Source organism: Candidatus Liberibacter solanacearum CLso-ZC1, from assembly GCF_000183665.1.
GTDB classification, from domain to species: domain Bacteria; phylum Pseudomonadota; class Alphaproteobacteria; order Rhizobiales; family Rhizobiaceae; genus Liberibacter; species Liberibacter solanacearum.
In genome coordinates this window covers 814,263-839,851 of record NC_014774.1, presented here as the reverse complement: position 1 = coordinate 839,851, position 25,589 = coordinate 814,263, and the positions used below count along the sequence as shown (strand labels likewise).

The following is a 25,589-nucleotide window of genomic DNA, read 5'->3' as shown; positions in this document are numbered from 1 at the left end:
TTAAAAATCAATCTTTAATAAGCATATTCTTCAAAATATGGTTCTACCGAATTATTCCATCTACCATGATAAGCGGTGAGTATTTCATCAGAAAAACTTTGATCGCTATGGATTATTTTTTCTAACGGTTTTAGAAAAATCGTTTCATCCTCTCGTTGAAAATTCACTTTAGCACGGTTCTTCAATCCATTCTGTGAAAAAGAAAGAACTTGAGCGGCAATGCTTTTTAAAGATTGACCGTCAATTTTAGCGTTTAGTCCTTCAGAAGGGACAATATTGCGCAAATCGTTGACATCATGAAAAGACCATGTAGACGTTAAATCATCTGCATTTTGCAATGCCGATGAGTCATAAAGTAGCCCTGTCCAAAAAGCGGTAATAGCGAGAATTTTTTCCGATGTACTAGCATCTGCTCCACGCATTTCGAGACAATTTCTCAAGCGTACATCTGGGAATAGGGTGGATAAGTGATTTTCCCAATCTCCTATTGTGGGATGCCATTGTTCAACTCTTCCTTTGAGCGCTCCATTCATAAATTGACGAAAATTTATATCTGTACATGCATGATATTCATTATCACGAAGAACATAATACATTGGAATATCAAGTGCCCATTGTGCATAATCTTCAAAACCATAATTATTCTCAAAAGCAAAAGGTAAAATTCCTGTACGATTGTTATCAGTATGACGCCATATTTCACTACGCCATGATTGAAATCCATTAGGGCGTCCTTCTGTAAACGGAGAAGAAGCAAACAATGCTGTAGCAAGTGGTTGTAATTTTAAAGAAACCCGCAATTTAGTCGCCATGTCCTGCTCACTACAAAAGTCAAGGCTTACTTGTGTAGTACAAGTTCTAAACATCATCTCTAAACCCTGGGTTCCTACTTGAGGCATATATTCCTTCATGATCTTATAGCGTGATTTAGGCATGATTGGTATTTCATCTAATGTCCATTTAGGATTAAAGCCAATGCCTAATACACCAAGATCAAGATCTTTTGTTGCCTCTTTAAGAACCTTGATATAATAGAAAATTTCTTCTTTTATTTGATGAACATTTTGCAGAGTGTCGCTAGAAACCTCTAATTGACCTCCTGGTTCTAGAGATATTCCAGCTTTATTGGCGGGATTTATGAGTCCTATGAGGTTGCCTTTATCTATAATAGCTTTCCAACCAAGCGTTTTTTGTATCTTATGTAAAAGATTCAAAATGCCTTTTTCCCCCCTATAAGGAATAGGGCGATGATCTGAGCGTGAAAAAACGAAATGTTCGTGTTCTGTGCCAATTTTAAAATCTTGTTGTGATTTCACACCAGATGCCATGTATTCTACCAAATCATCGGTAGAAGTTATAATAGTATTGCTTGATAAAGTGCGTATCATGTTTATTCCTTAGACGGGCAAATATTGAATTGATAGGCGCATATGCACAAATTATGATTGTTTAGAACATAATGACGGTTGCCTTTTATACCAATCCCCACAAGTAGATTGAACTAAGGCTATGGCTGCTACTGCTGCGGTATCGGCACGTAAAATTCTTGGACCTAGCGAAATAGGAGTAACAAAAGGGAGTGAATGCAATTTTTCTTTTTCTTTTGGGTGGAATCCTCCTTCTGGACCAATAAGAACTGCCATATGGACGATATGTGCAATCGCTTGAATTTTTGAATTTTCATGAATACATGTTTCGTCAGCAAAAACAATATGACGATTTTGATCCCAATCTTCCAACAGAGTGTCCAATGTAATAGGGGGATGTATAGAGGGAAGAGAAATAATATTGCATTGTTCTGCGGCGCTGATTGCGTAAGTTCGCATACGATTCACATTACAATGTGTGTTTTGTGTGTAACGTGTGATGACAGGGCGAATGGCAGAAACTCCCATTTCAACTGATTTTTGAATCATATAATCAAGACGATTTGTTTTAATCGGAGAAAAAATATAGTGCAAATCAGATGGTTTTGTTTGAGTCCTGGTTTGATGTTCGACATTAAAAGAAATGCTTTTTTTTATGTAGGAAATAGTACTGATCCACTCTCCATCTTCACCATTAAAAATGAGAACTTTTTCTTTTTCTTTCATACGTAATACATGGGCAAGATAGTGGTATTGAGCGTCGCTTGCTTTGCCTTGAGCTTTAGGCTGTAAAGAAAAATTGACAAATAATCGCTTCAGAGGAGGATGCATTTTCATAGACGTATATCTTAAAATTTAACAAAAGCATAACAATAAAAAACGCTATAATAATATAAAATAAAAGAATGAGTATCAACTCTCTTTCTTAGTATATTTTTTATCTAAAAAAAGGGTTTAAAAAAATATTTTCATCATATTATATGTCTTTTTATAGCCTTACTATCAGCATTGAAATTCTGGCTTTGCCTTGACCTCTTTAATTTCGCCTTTAAGAATAATATTCTTGAGCATATTAAATTTTATTTACCATATAATCCATTTTAAGTATTGATTTTCTTAAAAAGAATTAGTATGTCTCAAAGTGAGATAGTATATTTTTCTTCAAAAAATACAGTCTATGAAAGTATAGAAATATCGTTATAATGCCTGAGTGTATCCATTCATAATGGTTATACTGTCTATTATTATTATTATTAATTAAATTTAATATATTTTAAAGTAATAATTGTTATTATATTACTTGGTTTTATGAATTTATCATTTAATGTAATATTAATTTGTTTTAGTATAATTGCACTTCAAATAAATTACTTCATTTGAAGGTGGTTTTTTCCTTCTATGTATTTTATAAGTTCAAGAGTTTTCTTGTCTTTTTACAGAACTATTCTAAAATGGATTAAATGTATTGGGTAAAATTTTGAAAAAAATATATTGCTGGCATGAAGAATACAAGATATATTTTAAAAATATCTGTAGTATAATTCTTCTTCCCTTCACTTATGAAAACGTTATAAAACTTTATGTTATTGTAAATGTCTTTCTTTTTGGTGTCTTAGTCGGAAAGGTTTTAAGGATTTTTTTTTATCATTCCTAGAATCAAGATACGTTCAATATTCTGTATAAACTCTATACAGAATGTAATTTCCCTATGATTTTAAGGTCTTTTATTCAATCGTCACTTTATCGTCAACTCACTATATAGTTTAAGTGAGCGTAACAGTTGTTCTGGCAAGACAATGTCGGTGATATAAATTTGATTGTAGCATTAGAAGAAAATCATCGTAGGTGAAACTGTAGTATTATGAAAAAATATCAATTCCTATTATGTTACATATTAAAAAAAACTAGGATATGATAATCATCATAATTTCCTATGACACAATGATGATGACCCACTCAATGTGCTGGGCATTATTGCTCTTCTTTATATTCTGTTGATCGCTTGCCAAAAGATATAGTCGTAAACCCGAAATAAATTGTATATTTACCAAATATCTGTTAACTACATCTCAACATAGAGCTGTAGTTAAAATGTTTCAATGATTTTGGGGATAATAAATTATCATGTTGGAGATAATACGCAAGGCTTCCCGTACGTGGGTTGCAAAGATTTTTCTCGTCGTCTTGTTCGTTCCTTTTATTGTCTGGGGAGTGTCAGATGCTTTTTTTTCCTTTTCAGGAAAATCAACAGTGGTTTCTGTAGGCAATCAAAAAATTCCTCTTTCCGCTTTTATTCAGATTTGGACACAAGAATTAGATGCTTTATCGAGACAAATTGGATTTGCTGTACCTCCAGAAAGAGCACGTTCTGCTGAATTAGATAAAAAAATTACGGAGCATCTTGTCGCTGGAGCTGCTATTGATCAGTTTATTGAAGATACGGGTTTGGAAGCACCTGATAGTCGTGTTTTTGAGTTTATCGGATCTCAACCAATTTTTTATGGAAAAGATGGAAAATTCAGCCATGAGGTATTTTTATCCAAATTAGCTCAGGAAGGTGTATCCGAAAAAGAGTATGTTGAAACTTATAAAAAAATGATTTCACGCTCTGATATTGCTGAGATGTTTATAGGAGGGGACAAGTCCTCCCGTTTTTTAGCAGAGCAAATGATGCGGCATTATTCTGAAAATCGAACCATTGAGTATGTTGTTCTTAATGCTCATGATGTTCCTGCTGTCGTAGATCCTGCTCCTGTGGTTCTTGCAGAGTGGTTTGCAAAGTTTAAAGGGAATTATAGAGCGCCAGAATACAAGAGCTTTTCTTATATTGCGTTAGATGTAAATGAAAAAGAAAAGAATGTGGTTGTTACAGAAAGTGAGTTGCGTTCAGAATATGAAAAAAATAAAAATCAATATTTTTCCCCAGAAATTCGAACAGTAGAACAATTAGTTTTCCCAAATCAAAAAGAGGCAGAGGAAGCTCTTAAATCTTTGAAGAAAGGGAAAAAATTTATACAATTGGCTAAAGAAAAAGGCAAATCTCTTTCTGATATTTCGTTGGGAAGTTTTTCTAAAGAATATATTCCTGATCCTTCTTTAGCAGATCCAATTTTTGCTCTTGCAAAAGAAGGGGATTATACCTCTTTGATCCATGGATCTTTTGGATATGTGATTGCTCATGTCAGTCGTATTAAACCTAGCTTTACAACTCCTTTTGAACAAATCAAAAAGAGTATTGAACATAAAGTTCGGCTTGCAAAAGCAAGTCAGGTAGTTTTGGAAGAGTATAAAAAAGCACAGGATCTTCTTTCTTCAGGAAAGACAATGAAAGATATTGCAACAAAAGAGAAATTTTCTTTTGGAGATCTTCCTCCGCTTAATTATTTAGGAATGGACATGAAGAATCGTCCAGTACAAAAAATACCTTATAAAGATCATTTGTTGTCTCGTATCTTTAATCAGGAAGATGCTCTCGTCACAGATAATACCATACAATTGCCTGATGGAAGCTATGTAATCTTTAAAGTAAAAGAAGTTATTCCTGCTCGTGATAGAAAATTGGAAGAAGTTTTGACGGAAGTGAAAAAAGATTGGAAGAGCATTCAACAAACAGAAGCCGTGTTGAATAAAGCGCAGAATTTGGTTTTGGCGTGTAATAAAGGAAAATCTTTTGCGGATATGGCATCTTCTCTTAGAAAATTCATTTCAGTCAAGAGTAATATTACTCGTATGACAAAAGAATCAGAAGAGGGAATTTTAGAAAATGATGGTATTTCAAGGGTATTTTCTGGTCCTGTGGGGATGGTAAAAAGCTTTCCTATCAAGAATGGGGCAGAACAAGTTGTGTTCAAAGTAGTCCGTTCTAAGATTAATCCTATGGATGATAAAAAGAAATTTATCCTTTCTTTGGAAAAAATGATAGGGAAGGATATGTTAGATTCATCCATTGCCTATTTGAGACAGCAGTATCCGGTCTATGTCAATGAGTCGCTTATCACAAAATATTTTGATCAAAATAAATAGATAAAGAATACTTTTAAGCAAGTGATATAAGATTTTGGGAAAAGATGATGGAGATCTTTAATTTTCAATCTCTCTATAACAATGTCTTCTTGTGGTAAGCTAAAAGCCATAGATATACAAAAATGACAAAGGTGCATGATTTCATAATAGGAATCATGCATTTTTTGGATATTTTTTCGTGATATTAATATTGCTTTTTGAAAAATTTATTTTGCATAAAATGCTAAATGCTAAATGCTAAATGCTATAAATTTATATGTTTGTTGTTTTTTTGTTAAAATAATGTGCTATTATCATAGAATTTAGTATTGCCAAAAAAGTATTTTTTAAAATCAATCTATGGAACATTAATAGATATTAAATTGATCGTATATTGAACGTTTTTTATATGTTGATAGCCATGATGATTGTCATATTTTTTGATCTTCATATTTGCTCAGTGTTGATCAGTTTTTTATTATAAGGTTATTGTATATTGATTATGATCAAGAACAAATTATTATTAAAAGATGATTGCAAAAATCCTTTAGGATTTCCAGTATTTAGCTACCGTATTAGAGATTTTTTCTTATTTATGAGTTTGTCTCTTTTTTTGATAGCAGGTCTCATATTATGTATTGAGAAACAATGGTTTTCTCTCTCTTTTGCAGTTTATTCTACTATACTATCATTGATTGCAATGGAATTTTCTATAAGGGGTCAGAGGCGTGTTTATTTAGAGATATTTTTCTATATCATCTTTTTGATATCTTTGACGATCATTTTTTACATAACTCAAATATTCGTTAGAGATTCTTTGGAAATTAAGGATTTATGTTCTCATTACTTTTATGAATTCAAAAATTTATTTTTATGTGAAAGGTTATTTATCTGGGGATATGTTTTTATTGTTGCATGCTTGCAATATATCTTTTTCTTTAGATATAGACTCGTGATTAGTTTGTTCGTCGGTTTTTTTCTCGCTATAATCGGATCAATTTTCTTTACATTATTATATATTTATCAAATATACGATCTCTCGTCTGTTAGAGAATATGGAATCTATGTTATTATATTATGGATATCATTGATCTTATTTTTAGGTATTTCTTTTGAATTACAAGATTCCAAACGCTACTTTTCTTATAGAGAACTATCCATTCTATGCCATGCATTAATGCTACCAGTGTGTGTTTTGATATCACTGTATGTCATCTATCCTAGTGGTATAGAAGGAGAAGAAATATCCTATAATATGTACTTTCAGTTCTTTTTATTAGGAATAATTCCTTTGGTAAGCATTGTTTCAGGAATTGTATTTAATAGAGTTTCGACTATTATAGCTAGTTTTATAACTTTATTGAGTATTCTTTATTTTATTCTACAAACATACTTTCAAAGTAGTCTTGATTGTATGATATTTTCGTTTTTTATCTGTGGTATATTATCGTTGCTACTGATCCTGTTCTGGTATGAAATAAGAAATTTTGTATTATTTATATTGTCTTATACCTTGAAAAGGTTGCATGCAAAATAAATGATTATAAGCAAAGCTAATCTTACATAAGAAGTAAGAAAGTAGGGTTGCCAGAAGTCAGAAAGTGGGGCTTCTTTTTTGTATTAAATTTGATCTCTGGATTTTATTATATTGCTTTTGGTTATTCTTGTTTCGTGTCATTGGGAGTATAGTTTCTGCTCATTTGTCATCGTAAAGGACCCGCAACAAATATTTTAGATATTTTTTTAAAATACACCATCTATGGTGGATTTATCTGTTTTTTATTTGGAAGATACAATACCATAATGATCAATGAGAATATCGGTTGCATGGCATAAAGCCAGTTCTAAACTCAACGGGGTAGAGTAAGTCGTATGGCTATCTCGTGCAAGAAAATATTCAAGCGCTTTCCATAAATTATGAGATGAGTTATTTTGGGCTTCGTCTATTGCTTTTTTTAAGGATAGCCAATTTTTTTTAATAGCTAAACAACGTTGTGTATCTCTTTCCTCGCTGTAGGGATATTTTCTAAAATATTCACCACGGCGTTGTAAACTATTAGGTGATTGTATCATGTTGATATATTGGTGATATTGATGAGAAAAACATATAAAAGACTGATATTGTGTGGAAGATATTTTACCAGTAAGTCTCAAACGACCAACGCGACTACCACCTTCTGCCTGAGCAGCTTGAAAAGCACTTAATCCAAAAAGACGCATTCTTGCTTCTTGTACAATTTTTTCGGTGGATAATTTTACTTTTTTTGAACGAGAAATTCTACCGCTATCAGTACGTGCAACTCCTTTTTTACATGGGCGTCCAGTAGACTTATTTTTATAACCTTTTTCGTCTTTACTGACCATGGAATATCTCCTTTAATTTGCTTTTAAAAATATTTTTGTATTAAATTTATTATTTTTTGTATGAGAAATGTTTGTAAAAATTACTCTTTCAATGGACTGAAAATACAAATTTATTTCTAATGTAAAAATAGTTATCAAAAAAATTTTATTCAAATGGTTGAAGATTAGTTTCTTGAAGTAGTTTTTCCGGAACAAGACAGCCTTTTTTCCCTGGAGCAGGACCCCAATCTGAAGGCCAGATTCCATCACGATTAGCCCATAATAGTCTTTTTTTCCAATACTCTTCATCAACTTCCATAGGTTTTGTAAATGGAAGTTGATGATCTGGAAGAGGTTGAGATGGTTCTAAAAATATTTTTTTTGTTTTCCAAAAATGATTAGATGTTTTCTTATTTATAGCTTCTGGTTTATAGGACGCGTGCGCGGACTCAAGTATTCCTTGAAATAAGTTGTTGTTTTTATGGGTAAGAGTACGCATTTGAGAAGATTTTATTCCACCTTTTCGACCGTTTTCCTGACGTTCTTCGATGGCTTTCATGGCTTTTATCATCTCTTTTTCAACGCGATAATTATAAATATTCCCTCCTTTAGAAAAAATCTTATTAGCTTTTTCTAGTACGATACGGATACTTCTCCATTTTCTTATAGAGCATCCGCAAACACCTGCAATGTATTTGTCATTGTCAGGAACTGATCCTCCACGATCATACATCAGATCAATAATAATGCTGTACGCTCCTTTTTGTTCAAGGGTGAGTTCTAAAACACCAGAGATAAAATCAGCTGGATAGCGTTTGTACCATGGACGATTATTCACTATTCTTTCCCATCCTTTATTATGGAATATGGCATGTCGGCAAAAAGGGAAACGGATTCAATTGGCCCATTACGTTGTTTGGCAATAATAAAATCCATTTTTTTTTCATGAATCTCAAGTTTATCACGTCGTTCAAATTTTTCATCAGAGGTTCCTCCTATTTCTCGTGCTAAATAATAGGCTTTGCGATATAAAAATGCGATGGTATCGGCATCTTGTTCAATTGCTCCAGAATCTCGTAAATCAGCAAGTTGTGGAATTTTATTCGTACGATTTTCAACAGAACGATTGAGTTGAGATAAAAGAATAACGGCTACATTTAATTCACGTGCTATCGATTTGAGGCTTGCTGTTATTTCGGCAATTTCATAAGTACGATTGCCTTGATAACGATTAGAAGGTCGTATGAGACCAAGGTGGTCAATAATAATTACTTGTAAACTCTTACCAGATTTTTGTGCTTGTTCTGCTATCCTTTCGCTGCGTGTACGAATTTCAACTATAGTGGGAAAAGTACGGTCATCAATAATGAGGGGAAAATTTTGTAGTTGTTCGCATATCTCTTTGGATGAGCGATGTTGTTCTTGATTGATCTCTCCGCGGATGAGGTTAATGTAGGGAATGCGAGCAGGGCTTTCATAAAGAAGATTGGATAGGGCTCTGGCACCAATTTTTTCTCTGTCCATTTCAAGGCTAAAAAATGCAACGCCATGACCACTCATTGTCATCTGCAATGCGACAGAAAGTGCAAAAGTTGTTTTTCCCATAGAAGGGCGTGCACCTATGAGAATGAGTTCACGTAGTTGCACGCCACCTATTAAATGATCAATACTTTTTAATCCCCATTTGAGATCAGTATTCCCATCTTTTTCTTTTTGTTGTTCTGCTGATATCATTGCTGTTTTTGCTGCATGGGCAATAGAAATACAAGATGTGCTTGTGCATTTATTGTTTGCCAAGCGAATTTCTGAGTTAATATCCTCAAAATTTTGCATGAATTTTTGGATTAGAGAAGTAGTATTGCAGCTAGGATGAGAAGTATATAACGAGAGCGTTTTTGCTTCTTGAGAAATCGTTATTCTAGCCCATTGTTGTACAACTCGTCGTGCTGCATTGATCACTTCGGAACTAATTGTAGTGGCTAATGTTAGCAAGTTGCCAAGATAAGTAGAAAAAGTTATTTTCGTTTGTTTCTCAAAATGAGATATAATTTCAGAATTCATGAGGCGTTTCACAATTAATGGATTAATCGCATTAAACCTCTCGTGTGCTAATAAAATAGCACGAAATATTTCACTGTGAACTGGGTCAATAAAATGTTTTGCATCTAAAAAGCTTATAATTGGTTTTAAATTACCGTTTAATAATAAAGATCCTAAAATCTCTTGTTCAAATTCTACAAAAAAATCGGTTTCAACTGTTGCCATCAATTTATCCTATAAAAACTATATTTTTTTTATGAATTTTTTCTTAATATGTTGAAGAAAGACAATATAAAATATTGGAAGATCAGTATTTTTTATATCTTCACAAACTCTTGTTCTTAGTCGATTGTAAAATCTCTTTTTATCTATGATATAAATTTTTAAAAGTACTATTTTTTCAAATAGATAATAGAATTTCTTTATGTTAGGATAAGATATTTTTTTGGAAATAAACGTAAAAAAATTGTTAATTATAAGAAAGATTGAGTATTAAATTTATTTTTATCGTAAATTTTTCTAAATATTTTAAAGGAAAATATTTCTATGTTTATAAAATAAAATTATCAAAAAAGTACATAAAACGCCACTAAAAGAATTTATTCCTTTATTATAATACATTTTTCAATAAAAATCTAGGGGAAACATTGTTTTATATAGTTTTTATGTTCCATATTATGCCATAAAGTATAATAGAGTGATTTTTTAGAAAAATATCTCCATTAGATAGGATTATTAACTTAATAATATATTTTTAGGATGTTGTTTGAAAAACGAGAAAATGGCGTTGCAGATGATCGTTTTCTTCTGAGAAAACAACAAAAAATAGAATGATTTTGTATAAAGAGCAAAATAAAATATTCGATTTATAATGCGGTGCCATTTGGAAAATGGGGCTATATTATTGCAGTGCCATTAGGGAAATGAGGGTATATTAAGTGGATGCATATGCAATGTAGCATAGCTGGTCGCATTAAGTCCTTGTAGGATAAAAGAAGCGCCATATCTACATAATATAAATATCATTTCTGATGGCGATTCCTTAAAGATATTTAAAAAATTAAATGGGCATACACCCACTAAGGTTTTAAAAGTTTCCACAAAGGGGTATTCAAGGTATGAGCTAGAATAATCATATTATCGATATTAATAGTTGATTTTCCTGTTTCCAATTCACTAATCCATGATTGGGCAAAACCAGTGCGATTTCTTATTTCTTTTTGGGTTATTTTTGCTTCTTTCCGAGTATTGCGAAAATTATTTACGAAAATCATTCTTTCACGTAATATTGTATTCGACAAATGTGATTCATCTTTTCTACGTCTTGGCATATTTATATCACTTTCTTTTTTTTATGGATCATGAAAATATTGCTTTTCTTATTTCAAACGTATACAATTGTGCCAATAAGATACAATACTATAAAATACTCCATGAAATATAGTCATAGATATGTTGATTTTTAATAATTTAACACTTCATTTCATAATAATCAATACAGTTATTATAGATCTTTGATCTATACTTGTAACGATATTGTCATAAATAAACTATTAAATATTGATTTTTTCTTTCAAACAAATAAATCATAGTCCTTATATTTTTTTTATTATACATCATAATTAAATGTATTTAATGCGATATACTCAATATTAATATTAGTATACAAAATGTCATTAATTATTTTTAGTGTCGTGTGTAGTATACAAAAATATTTAACACCTTATTTATAATTTTATATTATAATATAATATATAATTATTTTTAGAGATATTTTTTGTTTTTTCATTAGCAATTTTTATTTGGAAAAGTAATTGTAATTTCTGCTCCAATGTTGTTTACTTTTTATAGTATTGAGCATACCCTTTTAAGGATTGTGCTCGTACATGTCTCTGTTTATATTTTAAGGGAAAACTATGTTGATTCATTTACAAATTTATTCGTTAGGTATTTTTTTACTCTCTTCAACTTTTTATTATCTTATGACGATCAAAAAATTTATTAAAGCCCCTGTCTTTGCCCTTCGTAAAATTTCTCACGCAGTCCATTTTTACAATAAAGCATATTGAAATTACCATAAAACGTATTGGAATTGAAAGATTCTTTTTTCATCGGTATGAATGCGAAAAATAAGCACATCAATTATTAAGGACTGCATGGTCTTTAGTAGGTTTATATTCTTATAAATGCGTTTTTTTATGAAAATTTTCTCTTTTTGCTATAAATTCCTAAAAATGTTGTTGACATTTATCCTAAATTCAGTATATATAGCCTTATTAAATAAAGTTAAAATATTATGAATAACAGAGAGCGCTGAACATGATTTTTAGTATGTGGCGTTCTTTTGTATTATAGCCATGATTATAAAATATTTTTAATAGGCGATGAATCATTAGAGATGATGATCGCCTCTTTTCGTCGTTTTTCTGAAAAAACATGAGGGTTGCTCTTGGCTATGAACAAGGATTCTTACGCAATCGTAGTGTAATGGTTTTTTTCTAAAGAAAAGTTATAGTTGCTATATTGTCGGAAAATAAGTGTTTTTTGAATTTTTCATAAGGGACGTTTAAAAAACAATCTTATTTTTATTAGATTTCTCACAACATACAGGGCTTCATGAGATCAACAATAATTGGTTGTTGTTTGGGATTTTGCGTTAATTTTTGTAATTATGCCTATAAAAATGAGATGGTTATTTTAGAGGAGTGTAATAAATGTCTCTCGTCATGCCTTCATCAACACAAGTAAAATATTCTGAAAAAAATCAATTATTTCATCAAGATATTTCTCTTCAACGTTTATATAAAAATGTATTAATTAAAGATTTTTCTAAACATGGTCGCAAAGTAGTAAAAAATTTGCGCAAAGAAAAGCCTGAACAATATTTGCGCCTTATTGCTCAAATACTTCCCAAAGAGAATATAAAAGAAGAAGAAACAATAAACGGAGATCCACTAACTGATGAACAATTATGTGAAATCATTCGATCTCTCGAAAAAGAATTACAGCTTGTCACAGATTCTAAGAATCAAGATGTCTGTCCTACAAAAGTTAAAAAAACAACGTGAATTTCGTCGTCTTGATTTTTATCACCCTTATGAACAGCAAAAATTATTCCATCAATTGGGAAAAATAGCACGAGAACGTCTTTTTATGGCTGGAAATCAACTTGGAAAGACGCTGGCAGGGGCTGCTGAAGCAGCAATACACTTGACGGGTTTTTATCCACCATGGTGGTTAGGACATCGCTTTGTTAAGCCAATCGTTATGGTGGCGGGATCTGTATCATATGAATTAACGCGTGATGGTATTCAACGTCTTTTGTTAGGGGAGCCAATGTCTTTAGATCGGCAAGGAAGTGGTATGATTCCAGCGCATACAATCGTTAATATGACACGTCGTTTCAATGTTGCAGGAGCATATACTACTGTCACGATCAAACATGTTTCAGGTGGAACATCTGTTTTGTTATTGAAAGCTTATGAGCAGGGCAGGGAAAAATGGCAATCTAATACCGTAGATTATGTATGGTTTGATGAAGAGCCTCCTGAAGATGTATATTTTGAGGGATTGACCAGAATTAATGCAACACAAGGTTTGGTTGCTCTTACTTTAACTCCTTTAAAGGGGCGGTCGAATATTGTTGAACATTATCTTTCTTCTTCCTCTCCAGACCGACAGGTGATCCGCATGACTTTGGAAGAAACACCGCATTATACTGCAAAAGAAAGGATACGGATTATCAATAGTTATCCGCTTCATGAGAGAGAAGCGCGAACAAAAGGAGAACCCGTGTTGGGATCAGGACGTATTTTTCCTATTTTAGAACAAGATATTGTCATCACTTCTTTCGATATTCCCGAACATTGGTCACAAATAGGAGGGATGGATTTTGGATGGCATCATCCTTTTGCTGCGGTGCAGCTTGCGTGGAATCGTGATTCAGATGTGATCTATGTTGTTAAAAATTATCGATGTCGAGAACAAACTCCTCTCTTCCATGCTGCCGTATTGAAGTCTTGGGGGAAATGGTTGCCTTGGGCTTGGCCACATGATGGATTGCAACATGATAAAGGTTCGGGTGAACAATTAGCTGTTCAATATCGCCAACAAGGAATGAAAATGTTGCCAGAATGTGCAACATTTGATGATGGTAGCAATGGCGTTGAGGCAGGAGTTTCTGATATATTGGATCGTATGCGATCGGGGCGCTGGAAAGTATTTAGCGATTGTCAAGAATGGTTGGATGAATTTCGTCAATATCATCGTCGCGAAGGACGAATCATCAAAGAAAAAGAAGATCTGATTTGTGCAAGTCGTTATGGTTTAATGATGAAACGTTTTTCTGTTTCTAGGCCTGTATGCTCTTCATGGAAATATACTCCAAGAAAAGTTATATGATCCATATTGTCAAAAACATTTGATGTAATGCCATCGCTAGAATTAAAAAATATTTACTCCTGAGTATAGTATGCGGCTTAATATATCCTTTTGATATCGTCAATATGAAAAATGCACATCTTATATTTTTGAGTCTTTAATACAAAAATACATTTATTTTCATTGTAGTTTTAAAACTATTTTTTCCATTTCATTATTAAAATAAGAAGTTCATATTCAATGATGACTGATGATCTAAAAACAAATTTTTCACATAAAATATCACGTTTGATTGCAGATGCAGAAGAGACGCTAGCAGAGAGGCAACATGCGTATATTTATTCGCAAGAGTATTATAACGGAATTATGCGTGATGTTCCCTCTGTAGTGGGACATTCTTCGGTCGTCTCGTGTGATTTGCGGGCTGCAATTCGCAAAATTATGCCTTCTATTTGTCGCGTTCTTCTTTCTGGACATAAGTTTGTCGAATATTGTCCTGTTCGGCAAGGGGATGAAGAAATGGCTATTGCTGCAAGTGATTATGTCAATCAGATCATTTTTCCAGAATCAAAAGGACGAGATTCTGTGGAAGATTCTATCTATGACGCGTTATTATCTGGTGTTGGTATTTTAACGTGGCGCTATGAGTTACAAGAAAAATGTGCAACAAGCTTACATACGGGATTAGATGAACAGTCCTTCGTTCTCTTGATTAGTGATCCTGAGGTTGAAGTGCTGGAACATACTCAAAGAAAAGATCGGGAAGAGATCATTCACGATATTCGTATTCGTCGAAAATACTCTCAAGGTAAAGTATGTGTTGACGCTGTGCCACCTGATGAATTTCTCATTCATCCTGATGCAACCGATATTGAAAAAAGTCCGATTGTTGGACGTAAATTATACCTTACACGTTCTGATCTCATTTCTATGGGATATGATCGTAAATATATTAATCAATTACAAGTAGCATCTTCGCAAGGTAATGAAAATTCATGGCAACTTTCAAAATATCATCATTCTGATACCGCTTTGGAGATGATTGAATATTATGAATTATATGTCACACTTGACTATGATAACGATGGAATCGCTGAATTACGTCGTGTTGTAATGGTTGGGGGAACAGGAAAAGACAATATTCTCGTTAATGAAGAATGGGATGAATTGCCTTTTACATGTTTGCGCGCTATACGGGCGCCTCATTGTTTTGTAGGAGAAAGTTTAGCATCCTCTATTATTGAAATTCAAAAAATCAAAACTGTTTTATTGCGTCAAACACTAGATAATCTTTATTGGCAAAATCAACCGCAAACAATTGTCCAAGAAGGATCAATTGTGGATCCAGAAAGTGTATTAAATCCACAATTCGGCAAGCCCATTCGTGTTGTATCAGGAATGGATATTCGCAGTGTATTAGGAATTCATAGTGTGCCGATGATCGCTGACAAGTCTTTTTCGATGTTGCACTATTTGGACCAAGAATTGGTTGATCGTACCGGTATTTCTGATATCTCTTCGGGTCTTTCTCCAGAAATATTACAAAATATGACGGCTACGGCGACTTCTTTGATTGAGCAAAGTGGTGTAGGGCAAGTAGAGCTGATTGTGCGTACATTAGCTCAAGGATTAGAGCGTCTTTTTCGAGGATTATTACGCTTGATTATTCAACATCAAGATAAAGTGCGCATGGTGAGATTGCGAGACCAATGGATTTCATTTGATCCAAGACATTGGAATGCAGATATGGATGCTAAAGTAAATATTGGCTTAGGATCGGGAAGTCGTGAAAAAGATACTATGATGATTTCTCATCTTTTGGGTCTTCAAAAAGAAATTCTTGCAACATTTGGTATTAATAATCCTTTTGTGTCTTCTACCAATTTATATAACGGCATTGCACGTCTGGCTGAATCGATTGGGGTTCAAAATGTAAACGAATATTTTACAAGACCAGATGTCAGTGATCATTTAACAGCTGATCCGATGAATGAACATATACAGCGATTACAATTTGAACAATTTCTATCTTATGCACGATTGCAAGCCGATATGGAGCTCAAGCGTGCTAAAATACAAGCTGAAATCAGCCTTAAAAGCCAACAAATAGAGGCGGAATATCTTCTTAAAGAAAAAGAAAGATTGCAAAAATAGGTACAGCTGTAAATCGGTTTGTAAGAAAAAACGCATCAGTGGTTATTGTATATTTTTAAATCATGCCTGCGGGTATGAGTTCTCATCATATTTTTATTTAGAATCAATCTTTTTTAAAAGGAGTGTCATCCTATGATTACATCAGACGATTCGTTTTCTGCTCTAGAATCTGCCACCAATCAACCGCAACAAATATTGGGTAACGGTGTGAATACACAATATGCACAGTACAATAATACAAATCAGCAGATGACCAATAAATCTGCTAATCATCTACAAAAACAAGATAAAGATGAAGATACTGAACATGAAAATATTGCACAACAGCAAGGATTAGAGCAAGAATTAGATTGTGAACCAACTTCACAAGATTCAGATGAAGATTTGCAAGAAATTAATGATTTACACGAAGTTCATCTGGATGATGGTGAAAAAATTACCATTGCTGAACTCAAAGATGGTTATTGGCGTCGTCAAGATTATTTGTCAAAACAGCAAGATATTGTAGAACAAAAAAATTATGTACAAAAGCAAGCAAAAATTTTGGCACATAGCGCAGATTCATTAGCACAACTAATCAATCATCATATGCCTGCTGATCCTCATCCTTCTTTGGCACAAACAGATCCATCTGCTTATCAGAATATTATCAATTTACGACAGCAGGCTTTGAACATTATCAATCATTTCGTTGAAGAAGGACGCTATCCTGACAAAATCGCCAAAGAATTAGACGCGGAACATGTGGAAATAAAACTAAAAAATGAAAATGAACAGTTAGAAAATATTTTTCCGCAAACAAAAGATCCAGCACAACGGGAATCCTTCTTTCAAAATATATTTAAAATAGGAAAAAAGATTGGCTTTCAAGAAGAAGAAATGAAAAATATTATCGATCATCGTTTACTTGTTCTGGCACATTACGCACAATTAGGATTGCAATCTCAAAAAATATCCGAGGATGTCTACCGTAAAATTCGTCACAAACCTTCTGGTAGCAGTGTTCCTAATAGAAAAAAAAGCTGCAATCATCATCGCATAACATCACAGCAAAGAGCTATACAAAAACTACAGAAAAGTGGATCTTTTTATGATGCTTTAGACATCGATTTCGTATAAAAAAAGAATTTTTTTGTAAAATACATCTGTTCAATATCAAAATTATTTGAATGAAGCATTAGGCGATGAACCATGCTTTTTTCAATAGCCTACGCGCACAATTTAGTCAGTTCTCTACAATAATGCCCATACCATTCATACTTTTCACAACAATTAATTTTAATCACTTCACTCTCATTAAAGGATAATTTTATATTATGACTGAAATTACTAATACATTCATTAGCACTTCTTCTTCTACCAACAAGGAATCTTTATCTGATGTTGTGTCACGTATTACGCCAGAAGATACCCCTATTTATTCGATGATTAAAAAGGGCAGCACACGGTCAATTCATCCAGAATGGGTTGTTGATGATCTTTCATCTCCTGGTCCTAATGCCCAATTAGAAGGAGATGAATATAGTTTCGAATCAATTTCCACTCCTGAAAGAATGGGTAATTATACCCAAATTATGCGTAAAAGTTGGATTCTTTCTGGAACACAAGAATCCATAGATGATACGGGTTCTCTTTTAAAATATAAGGAGCAAAAATTAAAAAAAGCCCTAGAAATTCGTAAAGATGTTGAATTTGCTCTTGTGAGTGCGCAGGAATCTGAAAAAAAATCTCCCCGTAAACTTGCTTCTTTGAGTAGTTGGATTAAAACAAATGTTAATAGGGGGACAGGTGGTGCTAGCGGAGGATATGATCCTACAAGCGGAATGACTAAGAAAGCCAAAGATGGAGCACAAAGACCTTTTACCAAACAACTCCTTGATGCGGTCATGCAAGAAGGATATCAAAATGGTGCTAACTTTCGTCATATTGTCGTTTCACCATATGTGAAAAGTGAATTCGTTCGATTTATGTCGGATTCAAATGTTGCGTCTTTTCGCTATGCTGTATCGGATAACAGTAAAAACAATACCATTGTTGCAACTGCAGATATATATGATGGACCATTCGGGAAAGTTATGGTGCATCCTAATCGTGTTATGGCAAGCAATGCCGAAACTGCACGCAATGCCTTTTTGATTGATCCAAATATGTTAGAATTTTTATGGTTACGTAACATTCAAGAAGATAAAAATATTGCTAAAACTGGAGATGCTAACAAAGGCGTATTGATTGGAGAAGGAACTCTCAAAGTGAAGAATGAAAAAGCTATAGGAGTGATTTCTGATCTTTTTGGTTTATCGAAAACAATTTAAGAAAGTAGCAATAATGGATATCTATGATGGTTCTTGGAAATTAATTAGTTATGATCCAGAAACAGGAAGAACAATTTGGTATTTATCGGATAATCAGCGGGATGTATACCGTATTGATTATCCGGTATCACAGCTTCTAGATCTTAATCAAGCTTGTGCAGTATCTTCTGGGAAAAAAAGAGAAGATTGGCAAAGAATAGCGAGTGTTCCTTTAAGTGTTGTAAGAAGTTCTCATCTTTTGCAAGCACATAGCGAAGGAGATGATCAATGGGTAAGCAAGTGGTTAAATAATAGAGATAACGCTTCATGGCGTACTTCGGAGGGATGCGTATAATGGCAAAAGATTATGCTTCTTTATTAATTGATGTGAGTCATTATACTGAAAAAAGCGGATTTACTTGTCTTTTCAAGGATTTTCTCCATAGAATTGAAGTAAAAATTAACCGTGAGTTGCGATTGAGAGAAATGGAAAAAAAGGCTTTTCTTTCTCTGGTCGAAGGATCAGTAATACTACCAGATGATTTTATCGAAATGCGCTTTCTCACAGATCATCAGGGCAATAAATTAGATCATCTTCCTTTGAGTATTTCGTTGCAAAAAAACAAAGGATATATCATTACGGCTGATTCAATTTGTGTTTCGCCCCCATCTTCAGAAGATGTAGTGCTTTATTATTATGCATGCATTCCACCTCTGACAGATAATAATCCTATCAATTGGTTACTTCAAAGATCTCCTGATCTTTATCTTTATGGTTTGATAGAAGAAGTAGCCTTATGGGAACAAAAAATAGACAAAGCTTCGACTGCTGGTGCTTTATTTCAAGAATCTATTAAAAGATTACAAAAGAATGATATTCGTTCACGTTGGGCAGATACCTCTTTGAATCGTGGTAAATTGACGCCATGAGTGTACTTACATTATTAAATACTATTTGTGATTTAGTTGGCTTATCACGATTCGAAAAAATTTATGAAAATCAAGATGAAAATGCGGTATTACTTATATCTTTGTTGTAGCAATCCGGTGAGGAAATTAGTTTGCGCATTGATTGGCCAGAGTTATTGCGGACAGTAACAATTAATAGTCTGCCATTTCATCTTCCGCAAGATTTTCATCGACCACTTCCTAGTGGGGCAGTGATTATGCCAGATCATTCTTTGGCTCGACCGGTGATTCATTCTGTTGATTGGGAAATCGTTAAAAAAACTTCTCAGGATCCTTGGTATTGGATTGATAATCGTATTTTGCATCTCTCTCCTTCTCCTCCTGCGACTTTTCGATATTTTTCTAAAAATTGGGTGATCGGAAGTCAACAAAATCCAAAGCAAATCATCACAGCAGACGATGATAGTACGATATTTCCCAGATATCTTTTAATCAAAGACATCATTTGGCGTTGGCGTCGTGCCCAAGGATTGAGTTTTGATGATTATTTGCGAGAATTTGATTCTGCTGTTATCGCGGAAAAGATCCTTTTCCTTGGAGGATAAAATGTCTTATTTAATGAAGAATCGATATCATAATCAAAAAAATATCGGAACAGAACAATCATCTTTCTTCTCTCGAGAACAACATAATTTTTTACATTTTCCTGTTGGAACACAACAATTAGAAGACAATATATCGTGTGTTTTGCGTAATTTTTGGCCTACTTCAAATGGTCCAAGTATTCGAGGAGGGTGTCGAAGAATATGTACCCTCAATCATCGTAGCAATATTATTTCCGCATTCTCTTATTGTAGTAGTTCTCAACAGAGAATATTTCTTGCCAATCATCGGGAAATTTATGATGTCACCAATGCTTCTTTAATGCAACCTGCAATAAGATGTTTATCTGGAATGCAATCTGGTGATTGGTCTACATTTCATTATACAACGCCAGAAAAAACTTTTTTAATTGCATTAAATGGTCAAGATGAACGTCAGATTTATGATGGAAATGATTGGAAATCCGATTATCCTCCCATAGTCTGTGAGGGTCATAGCGACATCAATCCCATATATTTTTCATATGGATGGCTTTTTAAAAATCGTCAATGGTATATCGCAGCAGATAGCATGGATGCTTGGTATCTTCCCGTTAGATCTTTAGGAGGAGTTGCTAAAGTTTTTCCACTTGGGGGAGTCATGCAAGCAGGGGGATCATTGTTTGCAGGGTTTTCATGGTCGACAGAAAGTGGTGATGGATTGTCTACCCTATGTGTCTTCTTGTCTACTCTGGGCGAAGTGGCTGTTTATGGTGGAGATAATCCTGATAGTATTGATTCTTTTGCCCTTAAAGCTATTTATCATATTGGGCGTCCATTAGGGAAAAAAGCCATTATCTTTGTTAAAAATGATGTATGGATTGCAACCACCAATGGTTTGATTTCTATGAAAAATATTCTTTTACAGGGAGAAGGAGCAAACCTTCCTTTATCGTCGGCTATTCAAGAAGAATGGAACCAAGCAATCATGGAAGTACCGACAGGATGGTCTTTGACCCTTTGGGAAAAACGCAATATGTTATTGGTTAGTTGTCCGCAACATTCTCTTCTTTCGAGCAAAACATTGGTCATGAATGTTGATAATAATAATTACTGGGCAAGTTTGCATAATTGGTTTACTCAATCGTATGTGATTGCAAATGATAATCTCTTTTTCGGAGATTATGAAGGGAGTTTTTGGCAAGGAGATATCTCGGGATCAGATGATAATCGTCCTTTTCAGGCTATTTATCTTTCTCCTTTTCGGGAGTCTTATTCTTATTTAGGTGTAAAAAGAAAAGCTTGCCAAGCCCATATATCTCTTCAAGCATATCAACGCCCATATCTCAAATTATTTTCTCGTTCTGATTACGATAAAAGCTATCCTGATTTTTTCAAAGAAACTGTTAATGCCAATCCTATTAATAGTGGATTATGGGATAATTCTATATGGGATGAGAGCCAATGGACAGATAATTTTTTTATAAGAAAAAAGAAATTATTCAATTTTTCTCAAAATGTTGTCGCGTATGGCAATTTTTTAGCAGTAGGTTGTGTCATCGTTTCTTCTGGAAAATTTATCAATGATATTCAAATCAATAATTCAAAACTTTTAGTTGAATAAGGATATAATACAATGGAAATTATTTGGGGGGGAACAAAAACACCCGCAATTAATCAGGCTATTGCGGATTTTGTTGCACAACGTATTCAGCATGGATCTAGAGGTTGGGATCGATTTGTTAGTATTGGATTCCTTAAAAACAACATCCTGATGGCTGGAGTTATATATCATAATTATTGTCCGCAATCTCATGTGATAGAATTATCCGGAGCATCTGATTGTAAACGATGGCTTACTCGAGAAACACTGCGGGAAATCTATGGCTATCCTTGGAATGAGTTAAAATGTCAAGCTGTTATCCATCGTGTGCCAGATGAAGATTATCCGCAACATCGTATGCTCACTTGTTTAGGGGCTATTCGCTATCGTATTCCACGTTTGCGAGGAGAACATGAAGCTGAAAATATTTATGTTATCACCTATGAAAATTGGGCTAAAAATAGAATTAATCAATGATTTTTTGTCTACAAAAGTCGATAGCTTTATTTTTTTTTGAAAACCACCAATATAATACAAAAAATATCTATATTACAACATGATCTTCAAAATACATTGATTCAGAAACAATCTTTTGTTGATCCATTATTTAATCACAAATCATCATAGTATTATCAACGAATGACACTCCATTATAAAGTTTTTCTCTTTTCTAATGGGTTATTTTTCATATTTAAAAATAGAAAATATTCACAATATTCGCGGTTATTTTGGTAATTTTACAATCATGAGGTGTCTACATGGGCAAACAACAATCTTTCCTTTCTCCAGATCCAAAAGCTGTTGCTTCTATGCAATTATCTGAAAATATTAATAATTCTTTATTCAATTCGAGTAGAGCAAATATGAATGAGATTACGCCAGATGGTATCTTACGATATACACAAGAGGGTGTAGATAAAATGATTGATCCTTTTAGCGGTCAAGAATTATCTATTCCCCGCTATTCTCGTAGTTATGAATTAAGTCCTGTCGCCCAAGATCTTTATAATCGACGAAATGCCAATCATATTTTATTCTCCAATCTTCTTACACAGCGTCTACAAAACTTTATGCCTAGTCCACAAAATAACTCTATGAATTTGCAACAGCCGCTTGCTATTCCTGATCCCGCACATAATCCTATTCCTGAGGGAACAAATCATTTTTCTCAGCCAGAACAAGAAGAAGGTATTCTCTATGATTATGGCAAAAATAATGGACAACAATATGAAAATACGCTGCTTGATCGATTGCAACCACGCTTAAAGCAAGATAGAGAAGATTTGGAAACAAGATTAAGCAATCAAGGATTGATGCCAGGATCAGTTTCTTGGAATAGGACGATTGATGAAAACAATAGAAAATTAAATGATGCACGCCTAGCAGCGCTCTTAAAATCTTCTGAAGAGCAAGAACGTTTGGATAATATGCGAGAAAAACAAGCTTATTTTCATAATTTTGCGCAAGCGCAATCTCATCAGCAAAAAATAGATCAAAAACAGCAAGCATTGCACGAAATATTATCTCTTATGCAGACTATACCTGCGTCTAAATTTCCTATTACTCAGAACAACCCCATAGCTATAACTCCGGTTGATTATAGAGAAATATCTCAAAATGATTATCAAAATCGCTTTCAAGAATGGAAACAAAGAAAACAAAATATCTATGATTCCATTAATATCGGAAATAAATTAGTGGGATCTATTTTATCTGATCGTCGTATGAAACGTGATATTAAACCTGTAGGAAATCTTTATCAGTATCGATATGTCTCAGATCCTAAAAGAACGCAACGTATTGGCGTAATGGCACAAGAAATAAATAAAATTCGCCCAGATGCCGTTGTTAAAAATTCTCAAGGGCTACAATCTGTTGATTATGGTCTTTTGTTTAATACTTCGAAAATTCTTTCTCCTCGAAAATAATCTGCTCTCCATAAGATTGATGGCATTTTTTTTATCATAACTGCTACGACAAAAGATTATTTTTTTTCGCTATCAAGCCTATTTTTTTTAGCTTCTTTTCTTCACCACTGTCATCAAAAAATATTTTCTATTTTTTATTTTAATTTCCATTTTTTTCAAAAGGAAATATCCATGCCTCGTATCAAAGAAGTTTATATTATTCCATCGGGATCCAAAGCTTATCCTAACAGTAATATTAGTAGTAGCGCCTATAATAATTTACTAGAAGATTTGGCATTAGATAATAATCAACCTCGTCCTATTTGTGCTGGAGGAACGGGAGCTGCCAATGCTTCTCAAGCGCGTATTAATTTAGGCATGGATGATGCAAACAATCTTACAAAGGGTAAAATTATTGCAACTTTATTGCCTTTTTATCCTATTCAACAGGGAGGGGGGAAAGGACAACTAGATAATAAAATCTATTTGGGATGGAATGGAAAGAATCTTTTGTTACAGGTTGATCAGCAACTACAAGGAGTAGTTTGGACATCTCAATTAGCTCCTCTTGCTTTGCAAAGTTTAGTCTCTCATGCTGAGAAAGCAAATCATATTGTGTATACGGCTGATTCCAATAAATATGCCTCTACTCCTCTTTCTTCCTTTGTAAGAGAATTGTTTGCCTGTAAAAATAATGAAGAATTGCATAAGGCTATTTTTAAAAATGGGGCAAAATTTTATAATAATACCAATAAAATTGCCGAATTTATGAATGATGGGGATATCTTTTGCCATCCACGCAATAAAACGATGTGGCAAGGAATTGATTCAGCTCAATATACAGCTAATCTTGCGATAGATTTAATACCTAAACAATATATCAAAAAAACTACCGTCTTAAATATGGAGCGCTCTCAGGGATATATTCATTTTGATACAGATATGGGTGCAGTAGGATGTAACTATTTTATCTCTGACGAACGCTTAAAAGAGATTCATGGGAAATCATCTGCTTCTTCCCTAGATCTTATTGAGAAGTTTAAATTTATTGATTTTAGCTATCTTCCTTCCAGTGGGATGGATTCTTCGTTGCGATATCCTATTGGCTTTTCAGCAAATAATTTACAAGAAATCAACGATATATTAGTTGATAAAATCGGGGATTATTTATCGCCTAATCCTTCTGTGATTCTGCCTTATCTTTGCAAGGCGATACAAGAACTTTCTGCGGAAGTGAAGGAATTACGTCGTCGTATTCATCAACAAAAAGATTAGAATTATTCTTATTAATGATTACTTTTTCTTTGATCTATCGTCAGTAAGTACATGTTTTTTGCATTTTCTGACGATAGAATCCTTTTTAAAAATTCTTTTTCAAGAAAATAAATCAATTAATTTTAGGGGGATATTTCATTCATAGAGAGTGATGTGTCCCATAATAAAATAATTTTAAAAGGACACAGTATTCAGTATCAAGAAAACATTATTATATTATAAGAAAGGTTATCGAATGAATTATATCGTCAATTTAGTGGAAATATTTCAACCTGTTGTTATATTAGTCGTTTCTCTTATTATCCCTGTATTCGTTAATGGTGTGGTGATGCCCTTAAAAGGTTTGTTGAGATTAACGGAATCAGGAAAGCAATTAGAAATAGAAAATATGTTCCGTAATAGCTTACATTTAGCGGCAAGTAATGCCTTAAAATTTGCGATGGCAAAATTTAAATCTTCTTCTTTGACGTCTGAAGTATTAGAATCAGCACAAGATTACCTTCGCTCCACTAATCCTGATGCTTTGAATTATCTTAATATCGATGATCAAAAAATGACTAATATTCTCATTTCTAAATCATTTTCTTCACAAGACAAACTTTCTGATCCCTCGTTGAAAGAAGAAAATTCTACAATGACTATATCAAAATAATTTATTCATCATTCGTAATAAAATAAATATTTCAATATAGAATTAAAGTACGCTTTTACAAAAAAATATTTTAATGATTTTAACA

At 33.4% G+C, this 25,589-nt stretch carries 20 protein-coding genes; 14 read left to right on the top strand and 6 right to left on the bottom strand.

What is annotated here, in order from left to right:
• Nucleotides 1-14: 14 nt before the first annotated feature.
• Together CKC_RS03835 and CKC_RS03830 are read right to left on the bottom strand one after the other, a co-directional pair.
• Nucleotides 15-1,388, bottom strand: coding sequence for a glutamate--cysteine ligase (locus tag CKC_RS03835; protein ID WP_013462203.1), 1,374 nt, complete (start codon nucleotides 1,386-1,388; stop codon nucleotides 15-17).
• Nucleotides 1,389-1,439: 51 nt separating this feature from the next.
• Nucleotides 1,440-2,204 (bottom strand): 16S rRNA (uracil(1498)-N(3))-methyltransferase, encoded by a 765-nt coding sequence (locus CKC_RS03830; protein WP_013462202.1) that lies wholly within the window; start codon nucleotides 2,202-2,204, stop codon nucleotides 1,440-1,442.
• Nucleotides 2,205-3,491: 1,287 nt separating this feature from the next.
• Here CKC_RS03830 and CKC_RS03825 point away from each other — a divergent pair.
• Complete coding sequence (locus CKC_RS03825) at nucleotides 3,492-5,390, top strand: peptidylprolyl isomerase (RefSeq protein ID WP_013462201.1); 1,899 nt, start codon at nucleotides 3,492-3,494, stop codon at nucleotides 5,388-5,390.
• A 1,758-nt stretch (nucleotides 5,391-7,148) separates the two neighbouring features.
• On the opposite strand, the gene CKC_RS03815 is transcribed toward CKC_RS03825, so the two are convergent.
• The 4 genes from CKC_RS03815 to CKC_RS03800 all read right to left on the bottom strand — a co-directional run bounded on the left by CKC_RS03815 (nucleotide 7,149) and on the right by CKC_RS03800 (nucleotide 11,083).
• Nucleotides 7,149-7,733 (bottom strand): hypothetical protein, encoded by a 585-nt coding sequence (locus tag CKC_RS03815; RefSeq protein WP_013462199.1) that lies wholly within the window; start codon nucleotides 7,731-7,733, stop codon nucleotides 7,149-7,151.
• Between the two features lie 145 nt (nucleotides 7,734-7,878).
• Entirely contained in the window at nucleotides 7,879-8,550 is a 672-nt protein-coding gene (locus CKC_RS03810) for a YdaU family protein (RefSeq protein ID WP_013462198.1), read from the bottom strand.
• Nucleotides 8,550-9,977, bottom strand: coding sequence for a replicative DNA helicase (locus CKC_RS03805; RefSeq protein ID WP_013462197.1), 1,428 nt, complete (start codon nucleotides 9,975-9,977; stop codon nucleotides 8,550-8,552). The genes CKC_RS03810 and CKC_RS03805 overlap by 1 nt, the downstream gene beginning before the upstream one ends.
• Nucleotides 9,978-10,831: 854 nt before the next feature.
• A complete protein-coding gene (locus CKC_RS03800) occupies nucleotides 10,832-11,083 on the bottom strand; it encodes a helix-turn-helix domain-containing protein (RefSeq protein WP_013462196.1) in 252 nt (83 codons plus the stop codon).
• 1,383 nt (nucleotides 11,084-12,466) lie between these two features.
• On the opposite strand from CKC_RS03800, the gene CKC_RS03795 reads away from it, so the two are divergent.
• The 13 genes from CKC_RS03795 (at nucleotide 12,467) to CKC_RS05830 (ending at nucleotide 25,504) form a co-directional block, all read left to right on the top strand.
• Nucleotides 12,467-12,820 (top strand): hypothetical protein, encoded by a 354-nt coding sequence (locus tag CKC_RS03795; RefSeq protein WP_013462194.1) that lies wholly within the window; start codon nucleotides 12,467-12,469, stop codon nucleotides 12,818-12,820.
• The gene (locus CKC_RS03790; protein WP_013462193.1) at nucleotides 12,786-14,153 is read left to right on the top strand and encodes a terminase large subunit domain-containing protein; all 1,368 of its coding nucleotides are present in this window, start codon (nucleotides 12,786-12,788) and stop codon (nucleotides 14,151-14,153) included. The genes CKC_RS03795 and CKC_RS03790 overlap by 35 nt, the downstream gene beginning before the upstream one ends.
• A 219-nt stretch (nucleotides 14,154-14,372) precedes the next feature.
• Nucleotides 14,373-16,286, top strand: a complete 1,914-nt coding sequence (locus CKC_RS03785) for a portal protein (RefSeq protein ID WP_013462192.1) — start codon at nucleotides 14,373-14,375, stop codon at nucleotides 16,284-16,286.
• 132 nt (nucleotides 16,287-16,418) lie between these two features.
• Complete coding sequence (locus CKC_RS06330) at nucleotides 16,419-17,405, top strand: hypothetical protein (RefSeq protein ID WP_013462191.1); 987 nt, start codon at nucleotides 16,419-16,421, stop codon at nucleotides 17,403-17,405.
• A gap of 197 nt (nucleotides 17,406-17,602) precedes the next feature.
• Nucleotides 17,603-18,598, top strand: a complete 996-nt coding sequence (locus CKC_RS03775) for a DUF5309 domain-containing protein (protein ID WP_013462190.1) — start codon at nucleotides 17,603-17,605, stop codon at nucleotides 18,596-18,598.
• 13 nt (nucleotides 18,599-18,611) lie between these two features.
• Nucleotides 18,612-18,932: a hypothetical protein gene (locus CKC_RS03770; RefSeq protein ID WP_044054330.1), complete on the top strand. Its 321-nt coding sequence runs from the start codon at nucleotides 18,612-18,614 to the stop codon at nucleotides 18,930-18,932.
• Nucleotides 18,932-19,507 carry a phage adaptor protein gene (locus CKC_RS03765; protein ID WP_013462188.1) on the top strand — a complete coding sequence of 192 codons (576 nt, stop codon included), beginning with the start codon at nucleotides 18,932-18,934 and terminating at the stop codon, nucleotides 19,505-19,507. The genes CKC_RS03770 and CKC_RS03765 overlap by 1 nt, the downstream gene beginning before the upstream one ends.
• A gap of 131 nt (nucleotides 19,508-19,638) precedes the next feature.
• Nucleotides 19,639-20,091 carry a hypothetical protein gene (locus CKC_RS03760; protein ID WP_013462186.1) on the top strand — a complete coding sequence of 151 codons (453 nt, stop codon included), beginning with the start codon at nucleotides 19,639-19,641 and terminating at the stop codon, nucleotides 20,089-20,091.
• A 1-nt stretch (nucleotide 20,092) separates the two neighbouring features.
• Nucleotides 20,093-21,691, top strand: a complete 1,599-nt coding sequence (locus tag CKC_RS03755; RefSeq protein ID WP_013462185.1) for a hypothetical protein — start codon at nucleotides 20,093-20,095, stop codon at nucleotides 21,689-21,691.
• Nucleotides 21,692-21,703: 12 nt separating this feature from the next.
• Nucleotides 21,704-22,147 (top strand): hypothetical protein, encoded by a 444-nt coding sequence (locus tag CKC_RS03750; RefSeq protein WP_013462184.1) that lies wholly within the window; start codon nucleotides 21,704-21,706, stop codon nucleotides 22,145-22,147.
• 281 nt (nucleotides 22,148-22,428) lie between these two features.
• Nucleotides 22,429-23,598: a tail fiber domain-containing protein gene (locus tag CKC_RS03745; RefSeq protein WP_013462183.1), complete on the top strand. Its 1,170-nt coding sequence runs from the start codon at nucleotides 22,429-22,431 to the stop codon at nucleotides 23,596-23,598.
• A 171-nt stretch (nucleotides 23,599-23,769) separates the two neighbouring features.
• Nucleotides 23,770-24,852, top strand: coding sequence for a tail fiber domain-containing protein (locus CKC_RS03740; RefSeq protein ID WP_013462182.1), 1,083 nt, complete (start codon nucleotides 23,770-23,772; stop codon nucleotides 24,850-24,852).
• 235 nt (nucleotides 24,853-25,087) lie between these two features.
• Nucleotides 25,088-25,504, top strand: a complete 417-nt coding sequence (locus CKC_RS05830) for a hypothetical protein (protein ID WP_013462181.1) — start codon at nucleotides 25,088-25,090, stop codon at nucleotides 25,502-25,504.
• Nucleotides 25,505-25,589: the final 85 nt, after the last annotated feature.

Excerpts from the sequence above, each read along its gene's own strand:
- CKC_RS03830 (WP_013462202.1), bottom strand. The coding sequence starts at position 2,204 with ATGAAAATGCATCCTCCTCTGAAGCGATTATTTGTCAATTTTTCTTTA.
- CKC_RS03790 (WP_013462193.1), top strand. The coding sequence starts at position 12,786 with ATGTCTGTCCTACAAAAGTTAAAAAAACAACGTGAATTTCGTCGTCTT.
- CKC_RS03785 (WP_013462192.1), top strand. The coding sequence starts at position 14,373 with ATGATGACTGATGATCTAAAAACAAATTTTTCACATAAAATATCACGT.
- CKC_RS03835 (WP_013462203.1), bottom strand. The coding sequence starts at position 1,388 with ATGATACGCACTTTATCAAGCAATACTATTATAACTTCTACCGATGAT.
- CKC_RS06330 (WP_013462191.1), top strand. The coding sequence starts at position 16,419 with ATGATTACATCAGACGATTCGTTTTCTGCTCTAGAATCTGCCACCAAT.
- CKC_RS03740 (WP_013462182.1), top strand. The coding sequence starts at position 23,770 with ATGCCTCGTATCAAAGAAGTTTATATTATTCCATCGGGATCCAAAGCT.
- CKC_RS03795 (WP_013462194.1), top strand. The coding sequence starts at position 12,467 with ATGTCTCTCGTCATGCCTTCATCAACACAAGTAAAATATTCTGAAAAA.
- CKC_RS03805 (WP_013462197.1), bottom strand. The coding sequence starts at position 9,977 with ATGGCAACAGTTGAAACCGATTTTTTTGTAGAATTTGAACAAGAGATT.
- CKC_RS03745 (WP_013462183.1), top strand. The coding sequence starts at position 22,429 with ATGGGCAAACAACAATCTTTCCTTTCTCCAGATCCAAAAGCTGTTGCT.
- CKC_RS03755 (WP_013462185.1), top strand. The coding sequence starts at position 20,093 with ATGTCTTATTTAATGAAGAATCGATATCATAATCAAAAAAATATCGGA.
- CKC_RS03825 (WP_013462201.1), top strand. The coding sequence starts at position 3,492 with ATGTTGGAGATAATACGCAAGGCTTCCCGTACGTGGGTTGCAAAGATT.
- CKC_RS03770 (WP_044054330.1), top strand. The coding sequence starts at position 18,612 with ATGGATATCTATGATGGTTCTTGGAAATTAATTAGTTATGATCCAGAA.
- CKC_RS03815 (WP_013462199.1), bottom strand. The coding sequence starts at position 7,733 with ATGGTCAGTAAAGACGAAAAAGGTTATAAAAATAAGTCTACTGGACGC.
- CKC_RS03800 (WP_013462196.1), bottom strand. The coding sequence starts at position 11,083 with ATGCCAAGACGTAGAAAAGATGAATCACATTTGTCGAATACAATATTA.
- CKC_RS03765 (WP_013462188.1), top strand. The coding sequence starts at position 18,932 with ATGGCAAAAGATTATGCTTCTTTATTAATTGATGTGAGTCATTATACT.
- CKC_RS03750 (WP_013462184.1), top strand. The coding sequence starts at position 21,704 with ATGGAAATTATTTGGGGGGGAACAAAAACACCCGCAATTAATCAGGCT.
- CKC_RS03775 (WP_013462190.1), top strand. The coding sequence starts at position 17,603 with ATGACTGAAATTACTAATACATTCATTAGCACTTCTTCTTCTACCAAC.
- CKC_RS05830 (WP_013462181.1), top strand. The coding sequence starts at position 25,088 with ATGAATTATATCGTCAATTTAGTGGAAATATTTCAACCTGTTGTTATA.